The 25,198-nt window shown below is 65.6% G+C and carries 29 protein-coding genes; 16 read left to right on the top strand and 13 right to left on the bottom strand.

Going from position 1 to position 25,198, the window contains the following annotated elements; translation table 11 throughout:
* Window positions 1-65 precede the first annotated feature (65 nt).
* Window positions 66-704 (bottom strand): hypothetical protein, encoded by a 639-nt coding sequence (locus BWR19_06975; GenBank protein APX92694.1) that lies wholly within the window; start codon window positions 702-704, stop codon window positions 66-68.
* A gap of 70 nt (window positions 705-774) precedes the next feature.
* Here BWR19_06975 and BWR19_06970 point away from each other — a divergent pair, with 70 nt between their 5' ends.
* Window positions 775-1,194 carry a hypothetical protein gene (locus BWR19_06970; GenBank protein APX92693.1) on the top strand — a complete coding sequence of 140 codons (420 nt, stop codon included), beginning with the start codon at window positions 775-777 and terminating at the stop codon, window positions 1,192-1,194.
* A gap of 7 nt (window positions 1,195-1,201) precedes the next feature.
* Here BWR19_06970 and BWR19_06965 read toward each other — a convergent pair whose 3' ends face one another.
* The gene (locus tag BWR19_06965) at window positions 1,202-1,558 is read right to left on the bottom strand and encodes an alkylphosphonate utilization protein (GenBank protein ID APX92692.1); all 357 of its coding nucleotides are present in this window, start codon (window positions 1,556-1,558) and stop codon (window positions 1,202-1,204) included.
* A 135-nt stretch (window positions 1,559-1,693) separates the two neighbouring features.
* Between BWR19_06965 and BWR19_06960 the strand changes: the two genes are divergently transcribed.
* From BWR19_06960 to BWR19_06950, 3 genes are all read left to right on the top strand, one after another.
* Window positions 1,694-1,897, top strand: a complete 204-nt coding sequence (locus BWR19_06960) for a hypothetical protein (GenBank protein ID APX92691.1) — start codon at window positions 1,694-1,696, stop codon at window positions 1,895-1,897.
* Between the two features lie 69 nt (window positions 1,898-1,966).
* Complete coding sequence (locus tag BWR19_06955; GenBank protein APX92690.1) at window positions 1,967-2,602, top strand: hypothetical protein; 636 nt, start codon at window positions 1,967-1,969, stop codon at window positions 2,600-2,602.
* Between the two features lie 2 nt (window positions 2,603-2,604).
* Window positions 2,605-3,498, top strand: a complete 894-nt coding sequence (locus BWR19_06950; protein ID APX92689.1) for an epimerase — start codon at window positions 2,605-2,607, stop codon at window positions 3,496-3,498.
* Window positions 3,499-3,501: 3 nt separating this feature from the next.
* Here the strand turns inward: BWR19_06950 and BWR19_06945 are convergent, their stop codons facing one another.
* The 5 genes from BWR19_06945 to BWR19_06925 form a co-directional block, all read right to left on the bottom strand.
* On the bottom strand, window positions 3,502-4,284 hold the full coding sequence (locus BWR19_06945) for a hypothetical protein (GenBank protein APX92688.1): 783 nt from the start codon (window positions 4,282-4,284) through the stop codon (window positions 3,502-3,504).
* Window positions 4,285-4,414: 130 nt separating this feature from the next.
* Window positions 4,415-4,828: a thiol-disulfide oxidoreductase gene (locus BWR19_06940; protein APX92687.1), complete on the bottom strand. Its 414-nt coding sequence runs from the start codon at window positions 4,826-4,828 to the stop codon at window positions 4,415-4,417.
* The gene (locus BWR19_06935) at window positions 4,825-5,262 is read right to left on the bottom strand and encodes a thiol reductase thioredoxin (GenBank protein APX92686.1); all 438 of its coding nucleotides are present in this window, start codon (window positions 5,260-5,262) and stop codon (window positions 4,825-4,827) included. Before BWR19_06935 ends, BWR19_06940 begins: the two co-directional genes overlap by 4 nt.
* A gap of 283 nt (window positions 5,263-5,545) precedes the next feature.
* A complete protein-coding gene (locus tag BWR19_06930; protein APX92685.1) occupies window positions 5,546-6,829 on the bottom strand; it encodes an aminopeptidase in 1,284 nt (427 codons plus the stop codon).
* Window positions 6,830-6,868: 39 nt separating this feature from the next.
* Window positions 6,869-7,759, bottom strand: coding sequence for a hypothetical protein (locus BWR19_06925; GenBank protein APX92684.1), 891 nt, complete (start codon window positions 7,757-7,759; stop codon window positions 6,869-6,871).
* Between the two features lie 106 nt (window positions 7,760-7,865).
* Between BWR19_06925 and BWR19_06920 the strand changes: the two genes are divergently transcribed.
* From BWR19_06920 to BWR19_06910, 3 genes are all read left to right on the top strand, one after another.
* Window positions 7,866-8,756, top strand: a complete 891-nt coding sequence (locus tag BWR19_06920; GenBank protein ID APX92683.1) for a LysR family transcriptional regulator — start codon at window positions 7,866-7,868, stop codon at window positions 8,754-8,756.
* Complete coding sequence (locus BWR19_06915; protein ID APX94932.1) at window positions 8,756-9,217, top strand: flavodoxin; 462 nt, start codon at window positions 8,756-8,758, stop codon at window positions 9,215-9,217. The genes BWR19_06920 and BWR19_06915 overlap by 1 nt, the downstream gene beginning before the upstream one ends.
* Before the next feature lie 225 nt (window positions 9,218-9,442).
* A complete protein-coding gene (locus tag BWR19_06910; protein APX94931.1) occupies window positions 9,443-10,399 on the top strand; it encodes a hypothetical protein in 957 nt (318 codons plus the stop codon).
* 75 nt (window positions 10,400-10,474) lie between these two features.
* Here BWR19_06910 and BWR19_06905 read toward each other — a convergent pair whose 3' ends face one another.
* Together BWR19_06905 and BWR19_06900 are read right to left on the bottom strand one after the other, a co-directional pair.
* Window positions 10,475-11,653 (bottom strand): acetyl-CoA C-acyltransferase FadA, encoded by a 1,179-nt coding sequence (locus BWR19_06905; GenBank protein APX92682.1) that lies wholly within the window; start codon window positions 11,651-11,653, stop codon window positions 10,475-10,477.
* Window positions 11,654-11,680: 27 nt separating this feature from the next.
* Complete coding sequence (locus tag BWR19_06900; protein APX92681.1) at window positions 11,681-13,840, bottom strand: multifunctional fatty acid oxidation complex subunit alpha; 2,160 nt, start codon at window positions 13,838-13,840, stop codon at window positions 11,681-11,683.
* 283 nt (window positions 13,841-14,123) lie between these two features.
* Between BWR19_06900 and BWR19_06895 the strand changes: the two genes are divergently transcribed.
* Together BWR19_06895 and BWR19_06890 are read left to right on the top strand one after the other, a co-directional pair.
* Window positions 14,124-15,206: a hypothetical protein gene (locus BWR19_06895; protein ID APX94930.1), complete on the top strand. Its 1,083-nt coding sequence runs from the start codon at window positions 14,124-14,126 to the stop codon at window positions 15,204-15,206.
* Window positions 15,207-15,334: 128 nt separating this feature from the next.
* Window positions 15,335-15,793: a transcriptional regulator gene (locus tag BWR19_06890; protein APX92680.1), complete on the top strand. Its 459-nt coding sequence runs from the start codon at window positions 15,335-15,337 to the stop codon at window positions 15,791-15,793.
* Window positions 15,794-15,814: 21 nt separating this feature from the next.
* Here the strand turns inward: BWR19_06890 and BWR19_06885 are convergent, their stop codons facing one another.
* Window positions 15,815-16,336 (bottom strand): preprotein translocase subunit YajC, encoded by a 522-nt coding sequence (locus BWR19_06885; protein ID APX92679.1) that lies wholly within the window; start codon window positions 16,334-16,336, stop codon window positions 15,815-15,817.
* Window positions 16,337-16,452: 116 nt separating this feature from the next.
* Here BWR19_06885 and BWR19_06880 point away from each other — a divergent pair, with 116 nt between their 5' ends.
* The gene (locus BWR19_06880) at window positions 16,453-16,908 is read left to right on the top strand and encodes a universal stress protein UspA (GenBank protein APX92678.1); all 456 of its coding nucleotides are present in this window, start codon (window positions 16,453-16,455) and stop codon (window positions 16,906-16,908) included.
* Between the two features lie 56 nt (window positions 16,909-16,964).
* Here BWR19_06880 and BWR19_06875 read toward each other — a convergent pair whose 3' ends face one another.
* On the bottom strand, window positions 16,965-18,890 hold the full coding sequence (locus tag BWR19_06875; protein APX92677.1) for an ABC transporter ATP-binding protein: 1,926 nt from the start codon (window positions 18,888-18,890) through the stop codon (window positions 16,965-16,967).
* Between the two features lie 122 nt (window positions 18,891-19,012).
* Here BWR19_06875 and BWR19_06870 point away from each other — a divergent pair, with 122 nt between their 5' ends.
* Window positions 19,013-19,891 carry a hydrolase TatD gene (locus BWR19_06870; protein ID APX92676.1) on the top strand — a complete coding sequence of 293 codons (879 nt, stop codon included), beginning with the start codon at window positions 19,013-19,015 and terminating at the stop codon, window positions 19,889-19,891.
* A 1-nt stretch (window position 19,892) separates the two neighbouring features.
* Window positions 19,893-20,372 (top strand): hypothetical protein, encoded by a 480-nt coding sequence (locus tag BWR19_06865; protein ID APX92675.1) that lies wholly within the window; start codon window positions 19,893-19,895, stop codon window positions 20,370-20,372.
* Between the two features lie 83 nt (window positions 20,373-20,455).
* Here BWR19_06865 and BWR19_06860 read toward each other — a convergent pair whose 3' ends face one another.
* Window positions 20,456-21,007: a transporting ATPase gene (locus tag BWR19_06860; protein ID APX92674.1), complete on the bottom strand. Its 552-nt coding sequence runs from the start codon at window positions 21,005-21,007 to the stop codon at window positions 20,456-20,458.
* Between the two features lie 302 nt (window positions 21,008-21,309).
* Here BWR19_06860 and BWR19_06855 point away from each other — a divergent pair, with 302 nt between their 5' ends.
* The 3 genes from BWR19_06855 to BWR19_06845 all read left to right on the top strand — a co-directional run bounded on the left by BWR19_06855 (window position 21,310) and on the right by BWR19_06845 (window position 24,536).
* Window positions 21,310-22,701: an MATE family efflux transporter gene (locus tag BWR19_06855; GenBank protein APX94929.1), complete on the top strand. Its 1,392-nt coding sequence runs from the start codon at window positions 21,310-21,312 to the stop codon at window positions 22,699-22,701.
* A complete protein-coding gene (locus BWR19_06850; GenBank protein APX92673.1) occupies window positions 22,673-23,770 on the top strand; it encodes a hypothetical protein in 1,098 nt (365 codons plus the stop codon). The genes BWR19_06855 and BWR19_06850 overlap by 29 nt, the downstream gene beginning before the upstream one ends.
* 76 nt (window positions 23,771-23,846) lie before the next feature.
* On the top strand, window positions 23,847-24,536 hold the full coding sequence (locus BWR19_06845; protein APX92672.1) for a hypothetical protein: 690 nt from the start codon (window positions 23,847-23,849) through the stop codon (window positions 24,534-24,536).
* A 70-nt stretch (window positions 24,537-24,606) separates the two neighbouring features.
* On the opposite strand, the gene BWR19_06840 is transcribed toward BWR19_06845, so the two are convergent.
* A complete protein-coding gene (locus BWR19_06840; GenBank protein ID APX92671.1) occupies window positions 24,607-24,858 on the bottom strand; it encodes a sulfurtransferase TusA in 252 nt (83 codons plus the stop codon).
* Window positions 24,859-24,913: 55 nt separating this feature from the next.
* On the opposite strand from BWR19_06840, the gene BWR19_06835 reads away from it, so the two are divergent.
* A complete protein-coding gene (locus BWR19_06835; protein ID APX92670.1) occupies window positions 24,914-25,198 on the top strand; it encodes an antibiotic biosynthesis monooxygenase in 285 nt (94 codons plus the stop codon).

Below are 25,198 nucleotides of genomic sequence, written 5' to 3'. Positions count from 1 at the left end.
GGCGTCCTCCTTGGTATTGCATGGGATGTCGTGGAACGACAGCATCGAAGAAGCCTGCGCAGCTGTCAACGCTCGGCGGTGGACCTGGCAGGCGTCCCCCAGTGCTGCTGAAGTAGGCGCTCGGCCCGTCGCAGGCGCTTGTCGAGAAACGCCCGGGTATCCCGCTGTCCCGGCGTCGCGTCATGCGCCCAGACCCGCAGTGTGGCGACGAACAGCGCCGTCAGGCCGACCTCCTCGACCTGGGCGCGGCGCGTACCATACGGCGCCTCGAGCATCGCCGCCTCACGCAGCCACTGAATCGTTCGCGAGAGATCGAAGACCATTGGCACCCAGGTGTGCAGGTGCGGCAGATGGGCCTTGCTGCGCAGCATCTCGACGCTGACGCGACGATGCGCCGCCAGTGCATCGAACCAGGCCAGCAGGCAGTGTTCGATGCGCTCGCGGGCCGCCCAGTCGGCGAACCCTTCGGGCTTCTCGGCGAGCATGGCGCGCCAGCCGCGCAGGAACCAGGCGTCGGCTACGGCGTCGAGATCGCGGTAGTGGTCGAGCACCGCAGCGGCCGGCATCTCCAGCGCTGCCGCCACGCGGGTCAGCTCGACGCCGTCCCAGCCCTTCTCTTCGGCCATCTCGAGGGCCTGAACCAGAATCCGCTCGGCGAGGGAATCAGCGTGGTCCGCTGCATGGTGAATCGGCGTCATTGCCATCGGTGTCCTCCTGACGCGATGTTGCCTGTGCTATTACCATAGGCTCCATCCCACCCAGGAGGAAACCAGCATGTGGCATCAAACGGAGATTCGCCTGGCCCCACGCGCGCGCGGCTTCCATCTGATCAGCGACGAGGTGGTCGCCGCTATCCCGGCCCTGGGCGATTGCGAGGTTGGGCTGCTGCACCTGCAGCTGCTGCACACATCGGCGTCCTTGACGCTCAACGAGAACGCCGACCCCGACGTGCGTCACGACATGGACGCTTTCCTGCGGCGCCTGGTGCCCGGCGACCTGCCCTACTTTCGGCACACGCTCGAGGGCCCCGACGACATGCCCGCCCACGTTGCCGCCAGCCTGTTCGGCACCCAGCTGACCCTGGCGGTGCGCGGCGGGCGCCTGGCCACCGGCACCTGGCAGGGCATCTGGCTCGGCGAGCACCGCGACCAGGGTGGGCCACGGCGCCTCATCGCCACGCTGCAGGGCGAGTAGCCAGGCCTCAGGCCTTCTTGACGAAGGCCGAGGTAAGCTTCAGTGGGCCGATACCCTCTACCTTGCAGTCGAGGTTGTGGCCGCCATCGGCGTCGCCCTCGATCAGCCGAACGTTCTTGACCTTGGTGCCGACCTTGATCACCGAGGAGGAGCCCTTGACCTTGAGGTCCTTGATCACCGTTACGCTATCGCCGTCGGCCAGTGGATTGCCATGGGCATCGCGTGCCTCCAGCACGTCTTCACGACCCTCGGCCGTCTCTTCGCCGGGCGCCCACTCGTGGCCGCACTCGGGGCACACGCACTGGATGCCGTCATGGTAGGTGAACTCCGACGCACAGGCCGGACAGTGGGGCAGATCGCTCATGCGGGCTCCTGATGATAGCGATGGCAAAAACCCGCAAGCCTACACCGAGGCGGGTTCAGGCTCCACTGGCGCCTTTGCAAGCGGCTCGCGGGGCTGCTAGGTTGGGCGCATATTCATTGCATGGGAGGTAAGCGGATGGATCCCGCCGTCAATAGCGTCGTCAGCGAATCGCTGGTGCTGCAGCAAGCCCAGGCCGCCCAGCACGCGCAGATGCAGGTGTTTCGCGAGGCTCTGGATACGCAACAGCAGCAGGTCACCGCGCTGATGGAGTCGGCCTCGGCACAACCCCAACTGGCCAGCGAAGGGCACATCGGCACCTTGATCAACACCACCGCCTGACCCGCCCATCGCCTTTTCATCCCCTCGAGCCCCGGCACTGCCGGCGGCTCGTTTTCGTGTGAGCCCGCCATGACCGCAACGCCGCTTACCCTCGACGTCTTCAGCGACTATGTGTGCCCCTTCTGCTATCTGGAAGAACCCGAGCTCGACGCCTTGAGCGCCCGCTTCGGCGACCGCTTGACGATCCGCTGGCGCGCCTTCGAGCTGCGCCCCGCGCCGGCGCCGACCCTCGACCCCGACGGCGACTATCTGCACGATATCTGGTCGCGCGCCGTCTACCCCATGGCCGAGGAGCGTGGCATGACGCTACGCCTGCCGCGCCTGCAACCGCGCTCGCGACTGGCGCATGAAGCCAGCGCCTGGGCAGCCGACCAGTCGAGCGAGGCCGCCGCCACACTACGCCATGCGCTGTTTCGCGGCTTCTTCGAGGACAGCCTCGACCTGGCCGATGGCGAAGCGCTGTGCGCAACCGCCGGGGCGCTGGAACTCGATAGCGACGGCCTGCGCCAAGCGCTGGCCGAGGGGCGCTATCGCCAGCGGGTGCTCGACGATCAGCAAGCCGCGGGGGAGCTCGGGATTCAGGGGGTGCCCGGCCTGCGCTTCGCCTTGAACGGCGAGCACGCCGGCATCCTGGAAGGCGCCCAGCCACGCCGACAGCTGCTGCTGGCGGTGGAGCGCCTGCTGGACCTGGCCCAGCAGCGCTGAGCATGGCACCGCGTCCGATCCTCGTGCTCGGCGGCACCGGCTTTGCCGGTCGCGCCATCGTCCGCGAGCTGATCGAGCGCGGGCATCGCGTACGCCTTGCCGCGCGCCACCCCGCGCTGCCCGAGTGGCACGATGCGAGCGATCCACTCAGCCTGGTGCGCGCCGATGTCCACGACGAGACGAGCCTCGCCGCAGCGCTGGAGGGCGCTGGCGGCGTCGTCAATGCCGTAAGCTGCTATGTGGAATCCCGCGGCGCAAGCTTTCAGTCGGTACACGTCGCAGCTGCGGCGCGGATCGCATGCCTGGCGCAGCAGAGCGGTATCAGCACCCTGGTGCAGCTCTCCGGGATCGGCGCCAGCCTCGACTCCCCCTCGGCCTATGTGCGCGCCCGCGCCGCCGGCGAGCATGCCGTGCTCGAGCACTTTCCCAAGGCGACGATCCTGCGCCCCAGCGTGCTGTTCGGGCCGGATGACGCCTTCCTCACCGCCCTTCAGGGCCTGACACGACTGCCGCTGATTCCCCTGTTCGGCCGCGGCGAGACGCGCCTGCAGCCGCTGCACGTCGACGATCTGGCCCGCGCCGTGGGACGGCTGTTCTCATCCAACCCGCCGGCGCGCCGGCTGTTCGAGCTGGGCGGCCCCGAGGTGCTCAGCTACCGCGAGATCCTCGAGCGGATAATGCGCTGTCAGGGGCGGCATCGACCGCTGCTCCCGGTCCCCTTCATCGCCTGGCGACTGCTGGCCGCGGCGACCGGCTGGCTTCCCAATCCACCCCTGACCCGTGACCAGGTGCTGCTGATGCAGCAGGACAACGTGGTCGGCGCCGACGCCGGGCGCTGCGATGACCTGGGCATCCTGCCCCGTTCGCTGCACCAGACGCTCGAGACGCTGGGCTGACCCTCAGGGCGACAGCGTCGGCATGGCCCCCCCGCAACCGTTGAAGACCTCACCGTCTCGGGTCACCCGCACCGAGGTCTCGAAGGGTGCACCGCTCATGCTGTCGCGACACGCCTCGGGGGTTATCACCACGCGCAGATAGTTGCCCTCGGTGGTGGCGTGATAGACCCGCGAGCCCTCTTCGGAGCCGGCTTCCGGCTCGGGCAGTTCGGTGCGCACATCGCGATCGTCGAACGGCACCGAGAAGCGCATGCCCTGCGCGCTGATGGCCAGGTTCCAGGCCGGCTCGGTACCGGTGGCGCGGAAGCCGTCGTCACGCTCCAGCTCGAAGAACACGCCATCCCAGGGGGCGAGTGCGCGATTGTCATCAAGCATCAGCAGCGTACCGCCCAGGGTCGGCCATTCGCCCTCCTCACAGTCGAGGCGATGGCGCGCCACCTGCTCACGCCCTTCCAAAGGCGCCAGATCGCCCGCCTGGAGGCGGAAGTCATCGCGCACCTGGTTGACCGGCAGCACCTCGCCGATATGGGTCAGCGACTCGCAGTAGTACTCGCCGAGGGCGAACCAGTCGTCGCTGATACGCAGCCGGGCCCCCAGCCAGCTGTCGGCCTGCTCCTCGCTCATGGCGCTGATGCCCGGTTGATGAAAGTCCACCAGCCGCCATTCGCCCACGAGTGCCGCATAGTCGCGGCTCAGGTCGGGCTGCTCGGTGGCGTTTCGGGTTTCGCCATCCTGCTCGCCCCCACAGGCACTCAGGCCCGCCATCAGCAGCGACGCCCCGATCATCCGTAATGTCTTGCTCACGCTCGTGCTCCTGGTGATTGCCGTCTCCCGCCGCTGCGGGAGCCCTCAGGATACCGTATCTGCCAACGCGGCATGAGCACGGGGTTGGGTATCTATGCAGAGCGCTTCGCGATCAATCCGGCAGTCGCCCCTCACGGGCCAGACGCCTGCGCACCCAGCGATCGTACCACCGGGTCAGCAGCGCCTTGACGCCCGGCAGTCCGATCAACCAGGCCAGTGGCTTGAGGCGCGGCACGCGCTGCATCAGCAGCACATAGGCATCGATGCCGTCGACGATGCGCCCCGTATCGTCCTCCACGTGCAGTGACAGCAGCGCCGCCTGGGGATCGATGCCCTTGTCGCGCAGCGTCTGCTGATAGGTGGTCACATCGCACCAGGCGACCCGCTCGCCCGCCTCGCCAGCGCAGCGTTCATAGCGAGCTCGGTCGCAGCGGCAACCGGGGCAGACGCCATCGTAATAGACCTTGAGTGAACCAGTCGGCGACACGAGAGTCTCCCTGCTCGATGCCCGTGGGGCAGCCTTCATACCAGGTGGGGCTGCAGCCACTCACGCAGCTGCACGCCATTCAGCAGCCCGGGCTGACGTGCCACCTCGTAGCCATCGCGAAACACGATCAGCGTGGGAATGCTGCGAATGCCGAAACGACCGGCCAGCGAGCGTTCCTGTTCGGTATTCAGCTTGGCAAAGCGTATGCGGGCTGTCAGGTCGCGGGCCGCCTCGGCGAAAACCGGCTCCATCATCTTGCATGGGGCGCACCAGCTGGCCCAGAAGTCGACGACCACCGGCAGGCTGCTGCGCTCGACCAGCGCCGAGAAGCTTGCCGCCGTGAGCGCCAGCGGCTCGCGACTCAGCAGCGCCTGCTTGCATTTGCCGCACTTGGGCGCATCACTCAGGCGGGCGGGGCTGACGCGATTGATCGCCAGGCAGTGGGGGCAACCGAGGGTAAAGGCATCGCTCATTGGGAGACTCCATGCATACCACTGCCAGCGAGAATAGCCGGCACGAAGGCGATGCTGACAGGCTACCACGGCATGGGTCACGCGCTTCGATAATCCAGGTTAAGCCTGCATGCCATTACCACAGCCTTGGCTGACGTAGCCGCACTGCTCGGAGCGCAACATCGTTCGACAATAGCTCGTGGGACAAACGTTAGGACTCCCCAAACCGCTCATTGACCCTATCTCCGTAATCATCGGAAGGGGATAACCCAAGCCTGAGCCAGCTCAGCCCTTGGCGGTGAGATCAATACTGGCGACCGAGCAGCACGTCATCGAAGGGATAGCCGCTGAGCTTTTCGATGCCGGTCTCGGTGACCAGCACCTCCTCCTCGAGCTTGACGCCGTCGGCGGCGCCGACCTCGCCGATATAGCTCTCCACCGAGACCACCATGCCGGGCTCGAGGATGCCGTCCTTGGAGAAACGGTCGAAGTCCATGTGGTGGGCGACCAGCGGCGTCTCGCCGTGCATGCCCACGCCGTGGATGATCGACGGATAGCGGCGGTCGAGAAAGCGCTCGGGGATCTTCCACGCCTTCTCGGCGATCTCGCGATAGCTCATGCCCGGCTTGAGGATCGCCATGTTGTGGTGCACCTGCTCATGGGCCATCTGATAGAGGCTCTGCTGGTAGCCGCTGGGCCGGCCGGGGCCGACGTGGAAGGTGCGCGAGAAGTCCGAATAGTAGCCGTGGCAGCCGATGGTGTCGGTGTCCAGCGCGACCAGCTCGCCGGCGCGAATCACCCGATCGCTGGCTTCATTGAACCAGGGGTTGGTGCGCGGCCCCGACGACAGCAGCCGGGTCTCGATGAACTCGCCACCCTGGCGGATCACCTCGCCGTAGAGGATCGCGAACAGGTCGTTCTCGCGCATGCCCGGCTTGATGGCGGCCTCCACCTCGGCCACCGCGGCCTCGCTGCCGGCCATCGACTGGGCCAGGCAGGCGATCTCCTCCGGCGTCTTGATGCGCCGACAGTGCAGGGTGTCCTGCATGCAGTCGTAGACGTCGAGCCCCTGGGCCTCCAGCGAGCGCGCCAGGTTGAGCGCGCAGCGGTCGAGCCCAATCTTCTTGTTGCCGCCACCATGGGCCTCGATCAGCTCGGCGATCTCGACGCCGAAGGGGTCACTGGAGAGGTTGTCGCGCTGGTTGACCGCCGACCACACCACCTTGGAGGTGCGCGCCTCGTCGATGGTCTCTAGCCAGGTGGAAACGTGGGCACTGCCGGGGTATTCGAAGAGGATGATCGGCCCGTCCAGCGGCACGTAGATATAGCGCGAGGAGTTGCGCAGGAAATAGCCGAACATGTTGCGCGAGCCGGTGGCATAGCGCTGATTGTACGGATCGAACAGCACCACCGCGGCATAGCCCTGCTCGGCCATCATGCCACGCAGCCGTGCCAGGCGTCCGGCGCGCAGCTGCTTGGGGTCGAAGGCGGTGGGAATGCTATCGCCGTTGGCCATCGGCGCCGAGGGCACCACCGGGATCTTGTCGGGCTCGTTATCGGACAGGTTGTCGAATTCTACGATGCTCATGAAACCTCTCTATGCGGGGCGATCTGCTCGAATCGGGACTCAATCGGCCAGGTTGTCGCTGCGCGTCATGCCGTCTCGCAGCAGCTGTTCGTGGATCGGCGCCATGCGCCCGAAGATACGCTGGGCACGCTCGGGGCGACCGATGAAACCGGGCTCCTTGGCATAGGCGAAGATCACCGTGTGGCGCTCCTTGTCGCCCTCCACCGGGGTCACGCGGTGCAGCGAGTAGCGGCCGAAGAAGATCTGTAGGTCGCCGGGCTCCAGCGCCAGCGAGGTGAGTCGAGCGCGATCGCCATCGAGCACCCGCTCGACGGCGGCGAAGTTCTCGCCCTCGGGGCTGCGAATGCCCGGCGCGTACTCGAAGCGCCCGCCGCCGTGGGATTGACGGGTCATCATGGTGACGATGAACTCGTTGGTGTCGTAGTGCCAGGGGTGCTGGCACCCCTCGCGCAGCACGTTGATCACCAGGCCGGCGAGCGGATCGGCGTACTCGTGGATCTCCTGCATGCCGACCACGCTGGCGATGAAGCGCTGGAAGCCGGCGTGCTCGTAGACCTGGCGAATGATGGTCTCGCTGCCGATACGGTCGCCGGCGACGAAGCCATTGGTGCGGTCGTCGAAGCGATTCTTGGGGTGCGTGGCCGGCAGTTCGGGGTCGCCGTCGCTGTTGTAGGGGTTGGTCTCGGTCTGGTTGTAGTGGGCCTCCGGCGACAGCCGTTCGGTCTCGCGCTCGAGGCGGTCAAGGGCATCGTCAGGAACGAAATTCTTCAGCACCACGCAGCCGTCGTCGGCGAGCTGGGCGCGACACTCTTCGATCAACGCCTGGCCGGCTGCGCTGTCGAGGTCCTCGATGGGGTAGCGAGCCAGGTCGATCAGGCCCTCGAGACCGTTTAACGAGCTGTCGTGGGTGTGGGGGGCGGTGGCGTGCATGGTGATGACTCCTGCCGTTGGCTAGCGTATTGGACAGGGTAGAGAGACAGGTTCGATAATAGAAATGAATGGTTAAGATAAAACGCATTTCAGGAGCTCATAGATAATGGACACCGACCTGCTGCGTGCCTTTGTCACCGTCGCCGAGTGCGAGGGATTCAGTGCCGCCGGCAAGGTGCTGCACCGCACCCAGTCAGCGGTGAGCCTGCAGATCAAGCGCCTCGAGGACCGCATGGGCGAGGCGCTGTTCGAGCGCACCAGCCGCAGCGTGATCCTGACACCCGCCGGCGGTCGCCTGCTGCCCTACGCGCGGCACATCCTCAAGCTACAGGATGAGGCGATCCAGGTGATGGGCGCCGAGCGCAAGGGCGAGCTGATCCGACTCGGCACCTCGGAGGAGCAGGCCAGCACCTACCTGCCGGAGCTGCTTCCACGCTTCGCCGCGCGCTACCCGGATGTGCGCCTGGAGGTGGTGTGCGATATCAGCGCCGCCCAGGTGCATGCTTTTCAGGAGGGGCTGCTGGACGTGGTACTGGCGATCCGCCATATGCCGACGCAGTCGGGCCAACTGCTGGGCCGCGAGCCGCTGGTGTGGGTGGTCGCCGAGCAGACGCGGCTCGACGCCTGGGAGACGCTACCCCTGGCGCTCAACCCCGAGGGCTGTATCTTCCGTGCCCACGCCTTCGCCGCCTTGGGCCGTGAAGACCGCCGCTGGGACGTACGTTACTCGAGCCAGTCCCCCACCGGTATCAACCTGCCGGTGCAGGCCGGCCTGGCGCTGACGGTAAAGACCCCGCGAAGCGTGCCAGAGGGGTGCCGTGTGGTTGGCAACGATGAAGGATTGCCGCCACTCGGGCATGTCGACATCGAGCTGCACCGCACCCCGGGGCACGCCAGCGAGGCCTTGAATGCCTTCTGCGACGAGCTGGAGCAGATCGTGATGGCCACCGAGTCGCTGGAGTGCGTGGAATACATTACCCAGGCCTCAGCGTCATGATGAAAACCCTGTTGATCGTCGCCCACGCCCCCTCGACCAATACCCTCACCCTTCGCGAAGCTGCCGAGCGCGGGGCGCGCCATCCGCAAATAGAGGCCGTAGAGGTAGTGGTCAAGCCGCCGCTGGAGGCGGGGCCCGAGGACGTGCTGGAGTGCGATGCCATCCTGCTCGGCACCACCGAGAACCTCGGCTATATGAGCGGTGCATTGAAGGACTTCTTCGACCGTAGCTACTACCCGCTACTCGAGGAGAAGCGGGGCCTGCCCTGCGCGCTCTACGTGCGCGCCGGACTCGACGGCACCGGCACTCGACGCGCGGTGGAGGGCATCGCCGGCGGCCTGGGCTGGAAATGGGTGCAGGCGCCGCTGATCCTTCACGGCGAGTGGCAGGAGAGCTTTCTTGAGCAGGTCGAGGAACTGGCCATGAGCCTGGCCGCCGGACTCGACGCCGGTATTCTGTGAGCCCAACCACTGCCGACACGGCGTTTCCCCAAACGCCGAGAGCCCACTATGCTCTGAGTAGACGCTCGTTTCGCCAGCCAACGATGTCACGACCTCGCCCTCGACCCGCCTAGCCTCTAGGCAGGCCGATGGCCGCTCCAGGAGTTCAACATGCCTATCGTCCTGAGCCCATCGAATGACAAATGCTCATCGCGCTGGCCCCCCCCCTGTTGCATCGCTGCCAGCATGGTTGCCTTGACGCTCCTCCCCACGGTGGCCCAGGCCGAGGAGACACGAATCACCATCGGCACCGCCAGCCCAGCAGGCGTCTACCATCTCGCCGGACGCACGCTGTGCCGTATGCTGACGAATCCGTGTGACGCCCAGACGAGCGACGGCTCAGCCGAGAATCTCGCTAACGTGCGCGAGGGTGTCGTCAACGTCGCACTGGCCCAGTCCGACCTTCAGCACTATGCCGTTACCGGCGAGCAGGGCTTTGCCGAGATCGGGGCCGATGACAGCTTGCGTTCACTGTTCTCGCTCCACGGCGAGCCCTTTACGCTAGTCGTCCGAAGAGACAGCGGTATCCAACACTTCGACGATCTATACCAGCGGGCTGTCAACGTCGGGAACCCAGGTTCCGGTCAGCGCGGCACCATGATGACCCTGCTGGAGGCCAAGGGCTGGTCGCTGGATGACTTCAGCCTGGCCAACGACTTACCGGCCGACCAGCAGTCTTTGGAGCTATGCCATGGCAACGTCGACGCCATGGTGTACACCGTGGGGCATCCCAACGACTCGGTGGCGCAGGCCATCCGCCTTTGTGATGCGATGCTGGTCGATGTCGAGGGCGAGGAGATCGATCGGCTGGTCGATGCGCTTCCCTACTTTACGCCGGCAGCCATTGCAGCGGGGGTCTACGCCGATGATCAACCGGAGATACATACCTTTGGCGTGCGCGCCACCCTGGTCACCTCTGCGAATACAGAGGATGAGCTGATCTATCAGTTGGTGGCTGCTGTGTTCGATGACCTCGAAACACTCAAGGCGTATCACCCAGCCTTTAACGAACTGACCCCGGAGCTAATGATCAGCGAAGGACTCTCCGCGCCACTGCATGACGGCGCCCTGCGATACTACCGTGAGCAGGGCTGGATCGCGGATGAAGAAGAGGCTGCAACTGACAACAACACCGCAGACTGAGCACGCGAGCGTCTGACACATCACGAAAAACGGCACCGCTGGGGTGCCGTTTCAAGCGCTTCTTGTGGGTTACGCTTAGCGCAGGCGTTCGAACACCGTCGCTACACCCTGCCCCATGCCGATACACATGGTCGCCAGGCCGAGGCTGGTCTGCTGCTGCTGCATGACATTCAGCAGCGTGGTGCAGATCCGCGCCCCGGAGCAGCCCAGCGGGTGGCCGAGGGCAATGGCGCCGCCGTTGAGGTTGACCTTGTCGTCCATGGCGTCGAGGAAGCCGAGATCCTTGAGCACCGGCAGGCCCTGGGCCGCGAACGCCTCGTTGAGCTCGACGGTCTGGATGTCGTCGGCGGTCAGGCCGGCGGCCTTGAGCGCCTTCTGCGAGGCCGGCACCGGGCCGTAACCCATGATCGAAGCGTCGCAGCCGGCCACCCCGGTGGAGAGCACCTTGGCGATCGGCTCGAGGCCCAGCGCCTGGGCGCGCTCGTAGCTCATCACCGCCATCGCCGAAGCGCCCACCGAGAGCGCCGAGGAGGTCCCGGCGGTAACGGTGCCGTTGCGCGGGTCGAACACCGGCTTCAAGCCGGCCATCGACTCGAGGCTGGCGTCGCCGCGGATCACCTCGTCGCGGTCGACCCGCACGCGGAAGCCGTTGCCGTCATGGCCCTCGACACCGATGATCTCGTTGTCGAAGCGGCCGTTATCGAGCGCTGCCTGGGCGCGCTGGTGAGAGCGCACGCCGAACTTGTCCTGCTCCTCGCGGCTGATGCCGTGCATCTTGCCCAGCAGCTCGGCGGTCAGGCCCATCATCATCGCCGCCTTGGCGGCGTACTTGCTGGCCGCCGGGTTGACGTCGACGCCGTGGGCCATGGGCACGTGCTCCATGTGCTCGACGCCGCCGATGACGTAGAAGTCGCCCATGCCGGCCTTGATGTTGGCCGCGGCGATATGCAGCGCAGTCATGGAAGAACCGCACAGGCGGTTGACGGTCTGGGCCGGCACCGAGCGCGGAATACCGGTCATGATCGCCGCGTTGCGGGCGATATTCATCGACTGCTCGAGGGTCTGGTTGACGCAGCCCCAGATCACGTCGTCGACCTCACTGGGGTCGAGATTGGCATTGCGCGCGAACAGCGCCTGCATCACCGCGGCGGACAGGTTCTCGGCGCGCACGTGACGGAAGGCGCCGTTCTTGGCCTTGGCCATGGCGGTACGCACGCCGTCGACCACCACGATATCTCTCGGATTCAAACTCATCTTTCACTACTCCTGTTCGTGGTGAATTCAGGCGCTTTTGCCGTAGAAGGTGTCGCCGGACTTGGCCATCTCGCGCAGCTTGTCGGTGGGCGCGTAGAGCGGACCGAGTTCATCGGCCAGGCCGTCGGCCAGCTCGACGAAGGCTGCCACGCCCATGGCATCGATGTAGCGCAGCGCGCCGCCGCGGAACGGCGGGAAGCCGATGCCGTAGATCAGCGCCATGTCGGCCTCGGCCGGGGTGGCGACGATGTCGTCCTCCAGGCAGCGAACGGTCTCCAGGCACAGCGGCACCATCATGCGGGCGATGATATCCTCGTCGCTGAACGTCTTCTCTTCCTTCACCACTTGCTTGACCAGAGCGTAGGCCGCGTCGTCGCTGACCTTCTTCGGCTTGCCCTTCTTGTCTTCCTCATAGGCGTAGAAGCCCTTGTCGTTCTTCTGGCCCAGGCGCTCGTTGTCGTACATCACCTGGATCGCAGTCTTGCCATCGCGGGCCATGCGGTCGGGGAAGCCCTCGGCCATCACCTCGTTGGCGTGTACCGCGGTGTCCATGCCGACCACATCGAGCAGATAGGCGGGGCCCATCGGCCAGCCGAACTTCTCCATCACCTTGTCGACGTGCTGGAAGTCGGCGCCCTGCTCGACCAGCATGCTGAAGCCGCCGAAGTAGGGGAACAGCACCCGGTTGACCAAAAAGCCCGGGCAGTCGTTGACCACGATCGGCGTCTTGCCCATGGCGCGGGCGTAAGCCACGGTGGCGCCCACCGCAGCGTCACTGGTCTTCTCACCGCGGATCACCTCGACCAGCGGCATGCGGTGCACCGGGTTGAAGAAGTGCATGCCGCAGAAGTTCTCGGGGCGCTTGAGGTTCTCGGCCAGACGGTTGATCGAGATGGTCGAGGTGTTGGAGGTGAGGATCGCCTTGTCGTCCACCAGCCCCTCGACTTCGGTGAGTACCGCGTCCTTGACCTTGGGATTCTCGACCACCGCCTCGACCACCAGGTCGACGTGGCCGAAGTCGCCGTAGGAGAGGGTCGGGCGGATATTGGAGAGCTTCTCGGCCATCTGCTCGGTGGTCAGCTTGTTGCGCTCGACCTGCTTGCCGAACAGCTTGCGCGCCTCCTTGAGACCCAGCTCGATGGCCTCCTCCTTGATGTCCTTCATCAGGATCGGGGTGCCCTTGGAGGCGCTCTGGTAGGCGATGCCGCCGCCCATGATGCCGGCCCCCAGCACCGCGGTCTGCTTGACCGGCTGGGCCTGTTTCTCGTACTGACCGGCCTTCTTCTTGACCACCTGGTCGTTGAGGAACAGCCCCACCAGGTTGTAGCAGACATCGGTCAGCGCCAGCTTGGCAAAGGCCTTGGCCTCGATCGCCTGGGCGCGGCCACGCTCCTCGCCGGCGCCCTTCTGGATCACCTTGATGGCCTCTACCGGGGCCGGGTAGTGCGGCCCGGCCTTGCCGGCGACGTAGCCCTTGGCGGTCTCGAAGGCCATCATCTGCTCGATGGGATTGAGCTTGAGCGGGCCGGTTTTCTCGTCGCGGCGCGCCTGATAGTCGAGCTCTCCGCGGTTGGCACGCGCCAGGATATCCAGCGCCGCCGCTTGCAGCTGCTCGTTGGGTACCACGGCATCCACCGCGCCCATCTTGAGCGCGGCATCGGCACGGTTTTCGCTGCCGCCGGCGATCCACTCGATGGCGTTGTCGGCGCCCACGATACGCGGCAGGCGCACGCAGCCGCCCCAGCCGGGCAGAATGCCGAGTTTGGTCTCGGGCAAGCCGATCTTGGCCTTGTCGCCCATCACCCGGAAGTCGGTGGTCAGGGTAACCTCGCAGCCGCCGCCCAGCGCCAGGCCGTTGATGGCAGTAACGGTGGGAAACGGCAGGTCCTCGATGGCGTTGAAGATGCCGTGCACCTGCTCGAGCATCTCGGCAATCTGCGCCTCACCCTTGGAGAACATGCCGTGGAACTCGGTGATGTCGGCACCGACGATGAACACGTCCTTGGCGCTGGCGATCACCAGGCCCTTGAGGTCGCTGTTACCCTGCAGCGCCTGGACCGCCTCGCCCAGCTCCGTGACCACGGCGCTGGAGAGCTTGTTGATGGACTCGTCCTTCAGGTCGAAGGTCAGAGTGGCGATGTTATCGCCGTTGCTGGCCACCGTAATGGCATTGCCTTGATAGATCATCCGCGAAACTCCACGATTTCATACGGCCGTTTGATTGCCGAACAGCTTGGTCCAGCTTGGCGTCGACGTCAAGCCCGTGGCAGCCGCTCCCCACCAAAGTAGTGCCTGGCGCAGCGGGTGTCGTCGTTTCTCGACTCCGTCTGTCATAGTGGGGCTGCTAGCCTCTACGCTTTTCCCGGAGATTGCCAACGGCATGACCACGCCCTGCAAGACGCCCGACCCCGCTGCTCCCGTGCCGCGCAACCCGACCCGTGCCGCTCGCCTGGCGCGCGCCCAGCGCGGCGTGGAACGGCTGCTCGAACGACTACGCCCCTATCTGTGGGTGTGGCCGCCCATCGCCTTCGGCGCCGGCGTGGCGAGCTTCTTCCTGGTCGACCGCCAGCAGTGGCTGGGCGCCGCCCTGGCGCTGGGCATGCTGCTGGCCTGGCTGCTGCTGCTCTCGGAGAGCGTGATCGGCCGTGCGCTGTCGCGGCGCGGCTATCCGACGCTGCCGCGGGGAGCCACCACCTTCATCGCCCAGCTGATCCACCAGGAGACACTGTTCTTCAGTCTGCCGTTCCTGCTGGCGACCACGGTATGGGCCAGCGGCCAAGCGCTGTTCACGTTGCTGATCATGGGGCTTGCCCTACTCTCCATTCTCGACCCGCTCTACTTCAAGCTCGCCGAGCGCTATCGCTGGGTGTACTTCGCCTTCCATGCCCAGTGCGTGTTCGTAGTGGTGCTGGTGACCCTGCCGATCATGCTCCAGCTCACCACCAGCGAAAGCCTGTACTATGCGCTGGGCCTGATGGTGCTCTTCAGCTTGCCGAGCCTGATGCATCTGGTGCAGCCCAAGCGGATACGCAGCTGGTTTGCCATGCTCGGCCTGACGCTGCTGCTGGCCGGCGCCGCCTGGACCGGTCGCGGCTGGGTGCCGCCAGCCAATCTGTGGCTGACCGGCAGCGCCCTGTCACCGCAGTTGAACGTCGAGTCGCGCACCCCGGGCGGCAGCGTGGCACTGACCCGCGACGCGCTGGCCGAGAGTGGCCTCTATGCCTACACCGCGATACGCGCACCCCGCGGGCTGCAGGAGGAGGTCTTCCACGAATGGCGCCACGATGGCGAACTCATCGATCGCATTGCGCTGACCATTCACGGCGGGCGCCAGCAGGGCTATCGGGCCTGGAGCCGCAAACAGAACTTCCCCGCCGAGTCCGATGGTCGCTGGCGAGTCGATGTGGTCACCGCCTCCGGGCAGCGCCTTGGCGTGCTGCGCTTCACGGTCAGCGACGCGCCTGACACCGCGGACCTGGCCGACGGACAGATCACCTCGCCGCCCGGCATACCCGGGCTCGACTTGCGACAACTGATGCCCGGCACGAGGTGAAAGCGCACCGCTGGCCAGGCCAGCGTGGGACTTAAAAGCGAAATGAATAAGCACAGACGCGCATAAGGCTTGCATTGCAGGCGCACGGTTCGGACAATTCATTGATTCGCCTGCGAACCGGCCTGACTATGTCCAATCTTTCTCCTCACCAGAACATCGGCACCAAGTTGAATCGCGTGCCGCGCCTGTGGCGCGCGATCATCGACAAGCGCCTGGCCCCCCTCGAGCTGACCCAGACCCGCTGGATCACGCTCTACCACCTGTGGCGCCTGGGCGACGGCCAACCCCAGTGCGACCTGGCACGGGTGATCGGCGTCGAGGCGCCATCACTGGTGCGCACGCTTGACCAGCTCGCCGAACAGGGGCTGGTGGAGCGCTGCCCCTGCGACCAGGACCGCCGCACCAAGCGCATCCACCTCACTCCCGCCGCCATGCCGCTGCTGCAGCAGATCGACATCGTGGTCAGGGAGGCCCGCGAGGAGATGCTGGCAGGGCTCAGCGACGGCGACATTGCCCGCCTGGATGACTACCTGACCCGCATCGAGGAGAACGGACTGGCGATACAGTCCCGGGAGAGCGACGAGTGAACGCTGGCCCGCAGCGCCCGGTCACGTCAGTCGTGGTTTGATCGTCGTCGGCTTGTCGGGGCGACCCGCCAGGCTGTCACGCAGTGCCGCCAGGTCGCCGAGATAGCTGTCGAAGCGCTCGGCGCCCTGGGACTCATACCACCACAGCACCAGTCCATGGGTGTCAGACTCCAGCACCAGGGCGTCCTGTGGGAGGCGCGTGAGCAGCGCTTCGAGCCGCTGCCGCGCCTGCTCGGGCAGTGGCCGCAGCGGCTCGATGCGCCAGCGCCAACCGTGGCAGACGGGCTTGAGGACGCTGCTCGAGGCACTCTCGCGGACCGCCACGAAGCGCGGACCGGGCTGCTCCTTGGGATAGCCCCAGCGGTACCTCGGCATCTGCTTGCCGGCGGCATGCAGCGGGGGCTCTGCCAACGTGACCCTGACGCCGGCCTTGCGGGCATGCTCACGCAGTCGCATCACACGTTTTTGCCTGGGGCTCGGCTTGAGCCACATCACCGGCGACACCAGCAGGGCCAGGATAAACGCCATCAACAGCCAGTTCATGTTCCCTCGCGAAAGATGCTAAAACGTTGATATAGATCGTTGTGAGACGCTCTCAGCCAGCCTAGAGTGGAAGGCAGGACACATCACTCTGCCAACCTCGTCACTGGAGGTGCCCCATGAGCAACGAATATCGTCACGTGCTGGTCGCCGTCGACCTCACCAAGGACTCTTACAAGGTGCTGGAGCGAGCGATACCCATCGCCGAGCGTAACGGCGCCAAACTATCGATCATGCACACCCTGGAACCGCTGGGCTTCGCCTACGGCGGCGATATCCCCATGGACCTGACCAGTATCCAGGACCAGCTCGACGATCACGCCAAGCAGCGCCTGGCCGAGATCGCCGACCCGCATAACGTGCCGGCCGAGAACCAGCACGTGGTGGTCGGCATGCCGGATACCGAGATCCACCGCTTCGCCGAGGAGCACGGCGTCGACCTGATCGTGGTCGGCTCCCATGGCCGTCACGGTTTCGCCCTGCTGCTCGGCTCCACCTCTACCGGGGTGCTGCACGGCGCCAAGTGCGATGTGCTGGCCGTCCGCGTTGGCAAGGATGGCGAAACCGACGAGTAGCCACATACATCGGGAAGCGGCGGATTCGCTTAGCGAGCGCAGTAGCGAACCGTCGCTTACCCCTCCCCCGCCGCCATCGCCTCCAGCTCCATCCACCGCTCCATGGCGGCATCCAGTTCGCCCTGCTTGGCGGCTAGCGCCTCCAGGGTGGCAGTGACCCCAGCGGCCTCGCCCTGGTAGAAGGCAGGATCCCCCACCTTGGCCTCGAAGGACGCCACCTCACTCTCCAGGCGCTCGATCTCGGCCGGCAGATGATCCAGCTCGCGCTGCAGCTTGTAGGAGAGCTTGACGGTTTTCCTCGGCGCAGGCGACGCCGCCTCCTCGGCGACAGGCGTCGGGGCCTCGCGCTTGGCCTCATGGCTGCCCTTGGCGGCATCGAAATCCCACGGCGCCGGCGGCAGTTTGCCGCCCTGGCGCACCCAATCACTGTAACCGCCGACGTATTCACGCACGATGCCGTGCCCCTCGAAGGCCAGCACCCCGGTCACCACGTTATCCATGAAGGTTCGGTCGTGGGAGACCAGCAGCAGGGTGCCATCGAAGTCGAGCAGCAGCTCCTCGAGCAGCTCGAGGGTCTCGACGTCGAGATCGTTGGTCGGCTCATCGAGCACCAGCACGTTGGCCGGCTGGGTGAACAGCTTGGCCAGCAGCAGTCGGTTGGACTCGCCGCCGGAGAGCGCCTTGACCGGCTGGCGGGCGCGCTCGGGGGTGAACAGGAAATCCTGCAGGTAGCTGATGACGTGCTTGTCCTTGCCGCCCACGCTGACCCGGTCGCTGCCCTGGGCGACGTTGTCGTAGACGCTCTTCTCCGGCTCGAGGCCGGCGCGCAGCTGGTCGAAGTAGGCGACCTTGATATTGGTGCCTAGCTTGACCTCGCCCTGGCTGGGCGCGAGTTCGCCGAGCAGGATCTTGAGCAGCGTGGTCTTGCCGGCGCCGTTGCGACCGATCAGGCCGATACGGTCGCCACGCTGGATCTCGAGGCTGAGATCCTGGATCACCCAGTCGTCGCCGAAGTGCTGGCTGACGCCCTTGAGCTCGACCACTCGCTTGCCGCTGCGCTCGCCGGTATCCACCGACAGCGAGGCATTGCCCTGACGCTCGCGGCGCTGGCTGCGCTCGCGGCGCATCTGCTCCAGCGCCCGCACCCGGCCTTCATTGCGGGTCCGGCGCGCCTTGATGCCCTGCCGGATCCAGGCCTCCTCCTGGGCCAGCTTCTTGTCGAATTCGGCGTTCTCGCGCGCCTCGATCTCCAGCTCGTGCTGCTTGCGCGCCTGGTACTCGGCATAGTTGCCGGGATAGCGCCCCAGGCGGCCGCGGTCGAGCTCGAGAATCGCCGTGGCCAACTTGGAGAGGAAGGCACGATCGTGGGTGATGAACAGCACGGCACCATTGAAGGCCGCCAACTGCTCCTCGAGCCAGGCGATGGTATCCAGATCGAGATGGTTGGTGGGCTCATCCAGCATCAGCAGATCGGGCTCGGCGACCAGCGCACGAGCCAGCGCCACGCGACGCCGCCAGCCGCCGGAGAGCGCATCCATCTGATTATCGGCAGGCAGCCCCAACTTGGTCAGCACGGTGTCGATACGCTGGTGGAACGACCAGCCGTCGATGGCCTCGAGCTGGGTCTGCAGCGTCGCCATGCGCCGCATGTCGGGGTCCGGCGCCTGCACCAGATGGTGGTACTCGGCGAGCAGCTCACCGGCCTCGGGCAGGCCCTGGGCGACCACGTCGAAGATGGTCTCCCCGGAGGCGCTCGGCAGGTCCTGGGCCAGCACGCCGATCTTCAGCCCCGGGGCACGCCAGATGCTGCCGCCGTCGGCCTGGATCTCGCCGGCCACCAGCTTTAGCAGCGTCGATTTACCGGTGCCGTTACGGCCCACCAGCGCCAACCGCTCGCCTTTTTCGAGCACCAGGTCGGCGCCGTCGAGCAGCACCTGGTTGCCATAGGCGAGCTGCAGCTGTTCCAGTCGTAGCAGGGTCACGCGTTCACCACCTCGTTTGCATGCGCTAAAGGCGCCTAGTGTAACGCATGCCCGAGCCGACGTGGTCGTCGGCGCGGCCTTGCAGGTACAATACGCCCTCGATTTACCAAGGGAGCGCTGGCGTGGCCGAGCCGACCGACACCTTCGACGACTTTCTACCCGAGGCGCTGCAGCGGGTGAGCCCTGCACCGCTGGTGGATATCGGTGCCAATCTCACCCATGAGAGCTTCACCCATGATCTGGACGCGGTCCTGCGGCGCGCCCGAGCGGCCAACGTCAATGAGCTGATCCTCACCGGCACCGACCGCGCGCACGCCGCGCAGGCCGTCGAGATGGCCCGCCATCACCGCGGCCACGCATCGCGGCTGTATGCCACCGCCGGCGTCCATCCCCACGATGCCAGCCAGTGGGATAGCTCGCTGGAGGCCGACATGCGCGAGCTGCACCGCCAGCCCGAGGTGGTCGCGGTAGGCGAATGCGGCCTCGATTTCAACCGCAATTTCTCCACCCCCGCCGAGCAGGAGCATGCCTTCGAGGCCCAGCTGGGCCTGGCCGTGGAGAGCGGCCTGCCGCTGTTCATCCACGAGCGCGATGCCGGCAGCCGCATGCTGGAGATCCTCAAGGCGTGGCGTGACGATATCGCCCACGCCGTGGTGCACTGCTTCACCGGCGAACGCTCCACGCTTTACGGTTACCTGGATCTCGATCTGCATATCGGCCTGACCGGCTGGATCTGCGACGAGCGCCGCGGCCATCACCTGCGCGAGCTGGTCGGGGAGATTCCCGCCACCCGGCTGATGCTGGAAACCGACTGCCCCTATCTGCTGCCGCGCCATTTACCTGCCAAACTCAAGGGACGCCGCCACGAGCCGGCCCTGCTGCCGTGGATCGCCGCCGAGATCGCCCACTGGCGTGGTGACGACGAGGCGGCGCTGGCCGCTGCCACCAGCGATACCGCTCGCCGCTTCTTTGGCCTCAACGCGCTCCACGAGGAGACCTGACATGGACGACTTTCCCGGCTTCATTGCCGTCGAGACCGGCGAAGAAGGTGGCCTGCCGCTGGCCATTGCCTGGGCGCTGGCCGATGGACAGGTCAAGCACACCCTGATCCAGCCCGATGACGACTGGCTCAACGATGAGCTGATCTCGCTCGGCGACTACAGTCTCGAGGAGCTCGAAAACCTCGGCGTCAGCCCGCTGGACGTGATTCGCGAGCTGGAGAACGATCACTTCAGCGCCACCCTCTACACCGCCGGCGTCAGCGACGACGAGGCTGCCCTGTCACGGCTGTTCGATGTCTTCGGGCTCGATCCCTTCGTCGAGCTAGCCCCCGCCGAGTCGCTGTATGCCGACCTCGGTCCCGGCGAGTGGGCTCGCGCGCGCAGCGAGCTATTCGGCGAGCTGGGTATGGAGCCGATGCGCCCCGAGCAGGAGGTTCAGGTAATGCTGGCGCTGCATCAGCGCCTGGCGGAAGAGAGTTAAGGTAGGCGTGACGTCAGTCACGATTGGGGTTGGGTGGCTCCGGCATGGCAGCGCTGCGCGCTGCATCGCGACTGAAGTCGCTCCTACACAGGGAGTGGCGCAGATGTGAGACCCAAATCGATGGCCGCCTCAAGCGAGTGTCCGTGGTGGTAATAGGCTCTCAGCGCGGCCTCCATGGCCGCCGCTCGTAACGGCAACCCCTCCTCGCGGTAGCGCGCGGCGCGCGCCTCGACGCGGCGCTGAAAGGCATCGCGGTCCACCTCCACCTCGCCCAGATTGTCGACGCTGACGTTGAAAGGGTGCCCACAGGCCTCGGCCAACAGCAGCTCCAGCGCCTGGGGGGAGACCTCGGCATTCTCGAAGGCTTGCTGCTGGTCGGCATCGCGGCCGTCGGGCAGGTACCAGTAGCCGTAATCCTCCAACCGGCGACGCCGCGCCCCGGCAATGCACCAGTGGCTGATCTCATGCAGCGCACTGGCAAAGAAACCGCGCGCAAAGATGACCCGATGGTAGTCGCAGCGCTCATCCGCCGGCAGATAGAGGGGTTCATCGCCGCCGCGCACCAGGCGAGTACGGTAGTCGGGCATGAACAGCCCGTCGAACAGCGCAATGATATCGTCCAACCGGTGGGTCACCAGGCTCTCCGCTCGGAAATTCGCGTCGCACAGTATAAAGCTCCGGCAAGCGGGCGGAAATCCCTATGCCTTGCTAGACTATCTTGCCCGGACAAATCTGACCAAGCAGTCAGACATCACTCTAGGGTGATCGCAGGCCTGTCGGCGGATCAGTCCCGAGCATTGCTACCTGCCTGCGATAGCCCTGGGCCTTATTCGGGCACCGGGATCGGGTGCCCGGTACCTTCGAGAAGGAGTATTCCCCCTTGGTGCAGTTCCGCTCTTCGCTGCTGGCACGCTCGCGCACCGAAACCCGCCTGCTGATGCGCCTGGCGCTGCCGATCTGCGGCGCCCAGCTGGCCCAGGCCGGCATGGGCGTCACCGATGTGATGATGACCGGCCGCCTGAGCGCCGCCGACCTTGCCGCGGTGTCGGTGGGATCGAGCCTGTGGTTGCCGCTGATGCTGTTCATGACCGGTACTCTGATGGGGCTGACGCCGATCGTCGCTCAGCTGCTCGGCGGCGGCAACGTCGAGCGCATTCGCCCCAACGTCCACCAGGCGCTGTGGGTGGCCTTGGCCCTCGGCCTGGTGGCTGGGCTGCTGCTGTGGTTCACGGTGATGCCGATCTTCCGGCTGATGAACGTCCCCGAGAACGTCGCCGAGCTGTCTGCCGCCTACTTGTCGGCGGTCGCCTTCGGCATGCCCGGGGTGGCGCTATTCCAGGCGCTGCGGGCCTTCTCCGATGGCATGAACCATACCCGCCCTTCGCTGTGGATCAGCCTGGTCGGCCTGGCCGTCAACGTGCCCGCCAACTACCTGCTGATCTACGGCGGCGACGGTCTGGTGGCGCTGTTCGGCCCGAACCTGGCGGGGCCACTGGCCGGCTTCCCGGCGCTGGGCGCCTTGGGCTGCGGCATCGCCACCGCGCTATCGATGTGGGTGATGAGCCTGGCCATGCTGCTGTATACGCGGCGTTCACGGGCCTATGCGCCGGTCACGCTGTGGCACTCTCCAACACCGCCGCGACGCGCCATGATCGGCGAGTTGCTCTACGTCGGAGTGCCGATCGGCGTCGCGATCTTCGTCGAGGTCACGCTCTTCACGCTGATCGCTCTGTTCATCGCCAGCTTCGGCGAGGTGGTGGTGGCCGGCCATCAGGTGGCACTCAACTTCACCTCGATCCTGTTCATGCTGCCACTGTCGCTGGGCATGGCGCTGACGGTGCGGGTCGGCAATACCCTCGGCGCCAGCAAGCCCGAGCTGGCACGCTTCGTGGCCTGGAACGGTATCGCTGTGTGCGTAATGATCGCCGGCATCAATAACCTGATTCTTTGGTTCGCCTCGGAACCGGTGATCGCGCTTTACACTCACAATGTCGAGGTGCAGCAGCTCGCGCTGTCATTGATCGTGCTGGCCATGATCTATCAGGTCTCCGATGCCCTGCAGATCAACATGGCCGGCGCCCTGCGCGGCTACAAGGACACTCGCATCATCATGGCGATCACCCTGGTGTCGTACTGGCTGGTGGGCCTGCTGGGCGGGCACTGGCTCGGCACTCGCGGCCTCGGCGCCTGGCTCGACCCGCTGGGCATCTACGGCTATTGGATCGGCCTGGTGTTTGGCCTCACGGTGGCAGCCGTCCTGCTGGGGCTGCGCCTGGACAAGATCAGCAAGGCGGTAAGAGATGGACGATGGCAGATCCCGCGTAGCTAACGCCCTATATCATGCCCGCGGAGGGTTATTCGCGGCGCTACTCGCCAGCCTGCTTACCGCCTGCGGCGGAAGCGACGCCGACGACTTGCTGAGCGACTATCAGCAGCGCCTCGCCGAGGCGCTCGACGCGCGCGCCCCCGAACCCCAGGCACCCGACAATATCGGCGCCTTCCCCGACCAGGACCAGCGCCTGTTCGAGATTCCCGAGATACGCGAAAGCCTGCTCAACGTCTATGCCCTGCGTGAGTGCCAGATCACCTCGCTGGTCGCGGAGCGCAACAACCAGCTAGGACGCGTCGCCGTGCCCAGCCAGCGCTGGCTATACGAACTGGAACTTTGGCGCCGCCTGGACGCCTGCTGGCGCTCGGATGTGCCGGATGACCTCGCCGACAGCGACCGCCAACGCCTGGAGCGCATCACCGACACCAAGACCGAGCACCTGCCATGGGCCAGCTGGAACGCCCTGTTTGGCTCAAGCGAGTGGGTGGGCAATTTCTCGCGGGCCAGCCGGCCACTGCCGGTCGCGTCACACATCGACTTCGAGGCGCATCTCGCCGCTCTCGAGTACCTGAGGGAGGGCGTTCTGCATCAGTTCGATCCCGCCTGGGAGCCCGACGGCTCGACCCTCGCCGATCATCTCCAGACACTGAGTCGCGAGCCCCTTACCGCCCGGGTGCTGCGCAGCCTGATGCTCACCACCCAGCGCCTCGAAGAGAGCAACCGCATGCTCGCTTCCGCCCTCGACGCAACGCCGACCTGCCAGCGCCTGGACGACTTCGATGGCAGCCCGCTACGCGCCGAGGTCGACGCCTATCTGACGCACCTCGAGTCCCAGGCCGAGCGCTGGTTGAACGCGGTCAACGCGGTATTCGACGCCCATCCCGTCTCGCGCTCAGCAGCGGAACGGTACCGCCAGACCTGGCTGGCCACCAGCGCCGACAATGGCGATGCCAGTGCGCCCTGGCTGCGCTTTCGCCAGGCCTATGACACCCACCGGTCGCTGCTCGAGCGCTGGTCGACGCAGTGTGCGTTGACCCAGCAACGTCAGGAAGATGGTTCTTGGGGTTAACTTTACTCGCAGGACTGTGCTAATAGTGAATTCAGGCCGTTCCACTGCCGTTACAACGCGCTCAAGGAGGGTAATCATGGGAATCCCACTGTCCCCCCGCCCTGCCCAGGTCATCGACCTGGAGGTCATGCGACAACGGCTGCACGCCAAGCGTCGCCTGGTGCGCCTGGCGCCCGAACTGGATGGCCTCGAGATGCTCTATCATCTCGCCTCCGATCCGGACACGCTGTATGGCATGCCGTTACTGGCATGGGGCCTGCGAGAAGATGGTGAGGTCGTCGGCCTGGTGCCGTGGATGGAATCGTTGACACCCTGCCACGCTCTGGACGATCCCGAGTATGGGCACTTCGTCGGCTATCGCGATCCCGAGACCGAGGAGATTTTTACCGATCCGCCCGAGCACAAGCTGTTCGAGCTCGAGCATGCCGCCGCCTATTTCGACTACGAAGAGACCGATGCCGCGACGCTGATACAGCAATTGCCGGATACCCTCGGCACTCATGCCCTGTGCATGGACGCTGAAGGCCAGCCATGGCAACTCAAGCAGGTGTTTGGTTGGCGACTCTACAGCGATGGGCAAATCGAAGCGCTGCTGGTCGACGAAAGCAAGGTCGAGTCGACCCCAGTGCTGGCCGGCGACCCCTGCCTCTATCCCGGACATAGCCGGCACCGGGTGGTGTATTTCTTTCAGCGCGCCATCGCCAATCGCATCAAGGACGAGGACCCGACGACCCTGGAGGCCCTGGCGCTGATGGTGGCACGCTGAATGGTCATGTCCCACACGACACATGCGTTGTCAGACGCATCGACGCGTGCCGACGATGTTCGGCCAAGGCTTAGCCGAGACGCACGAAGTACAGATAGCCGTCATCCATCTCGCGCTGGATGAGCAGCTCATGGCCAAGGAAACTGCAAAATTTCGGGATGTCGCGGGTGGTTGCAGGATCGCTGGCAATGACCTTGAGAACCTGCCCAGCCTGCATATCCCGCACGCGGCTGTGCATCAGCATGATCGGCTCGGGGCAATAGAGGCCGGTGGTATCCAGCTCCACATCGTGGCTGGGAAGTTCGTCGACTTGGTCGGCCATGATCGTTCTCGTATCCTCTTGGGTAGATGAGTCAGCAGGTGAATGGAGTAGTCACATGATCAAGATCGTCATCGAGCGCCGCATCATGCCCGGTCTCGAAGAGGAGTACGAGCAGGCGGCGCGAGAAGCCATGCGGGCATCGGTTAGCGCGCGCGGCTTCATCGCCGGCGAGAGCCTTTGTGAGCGCCATCACCCGGAACGGCGCCTGCTGATTACCCAGTGGCGCGACCTCAGTGCCTGGAAGGACTGGCTCCACAGCAGCGAGCGTGAGCGCGTCATGCAGCGCGTCAAGCCGCTACTCGCCGACGAAGAGCACATTCGCGTCTACGAGCATCGCTGA

Source organism: Halomonas sp. 1513 (genome assembly GCA_001971685.1).
Taxonomy (GTDB): Bacteria; Pseudomonadota; Gammaproteobacteria; order Pseudomonadales; family Halomonadaceae; genus Franzmannia.
Note: the sequence above shows the minus strand (reverse complement) of the source record. Positions and strands in the feature narration are given on the sequence as shown.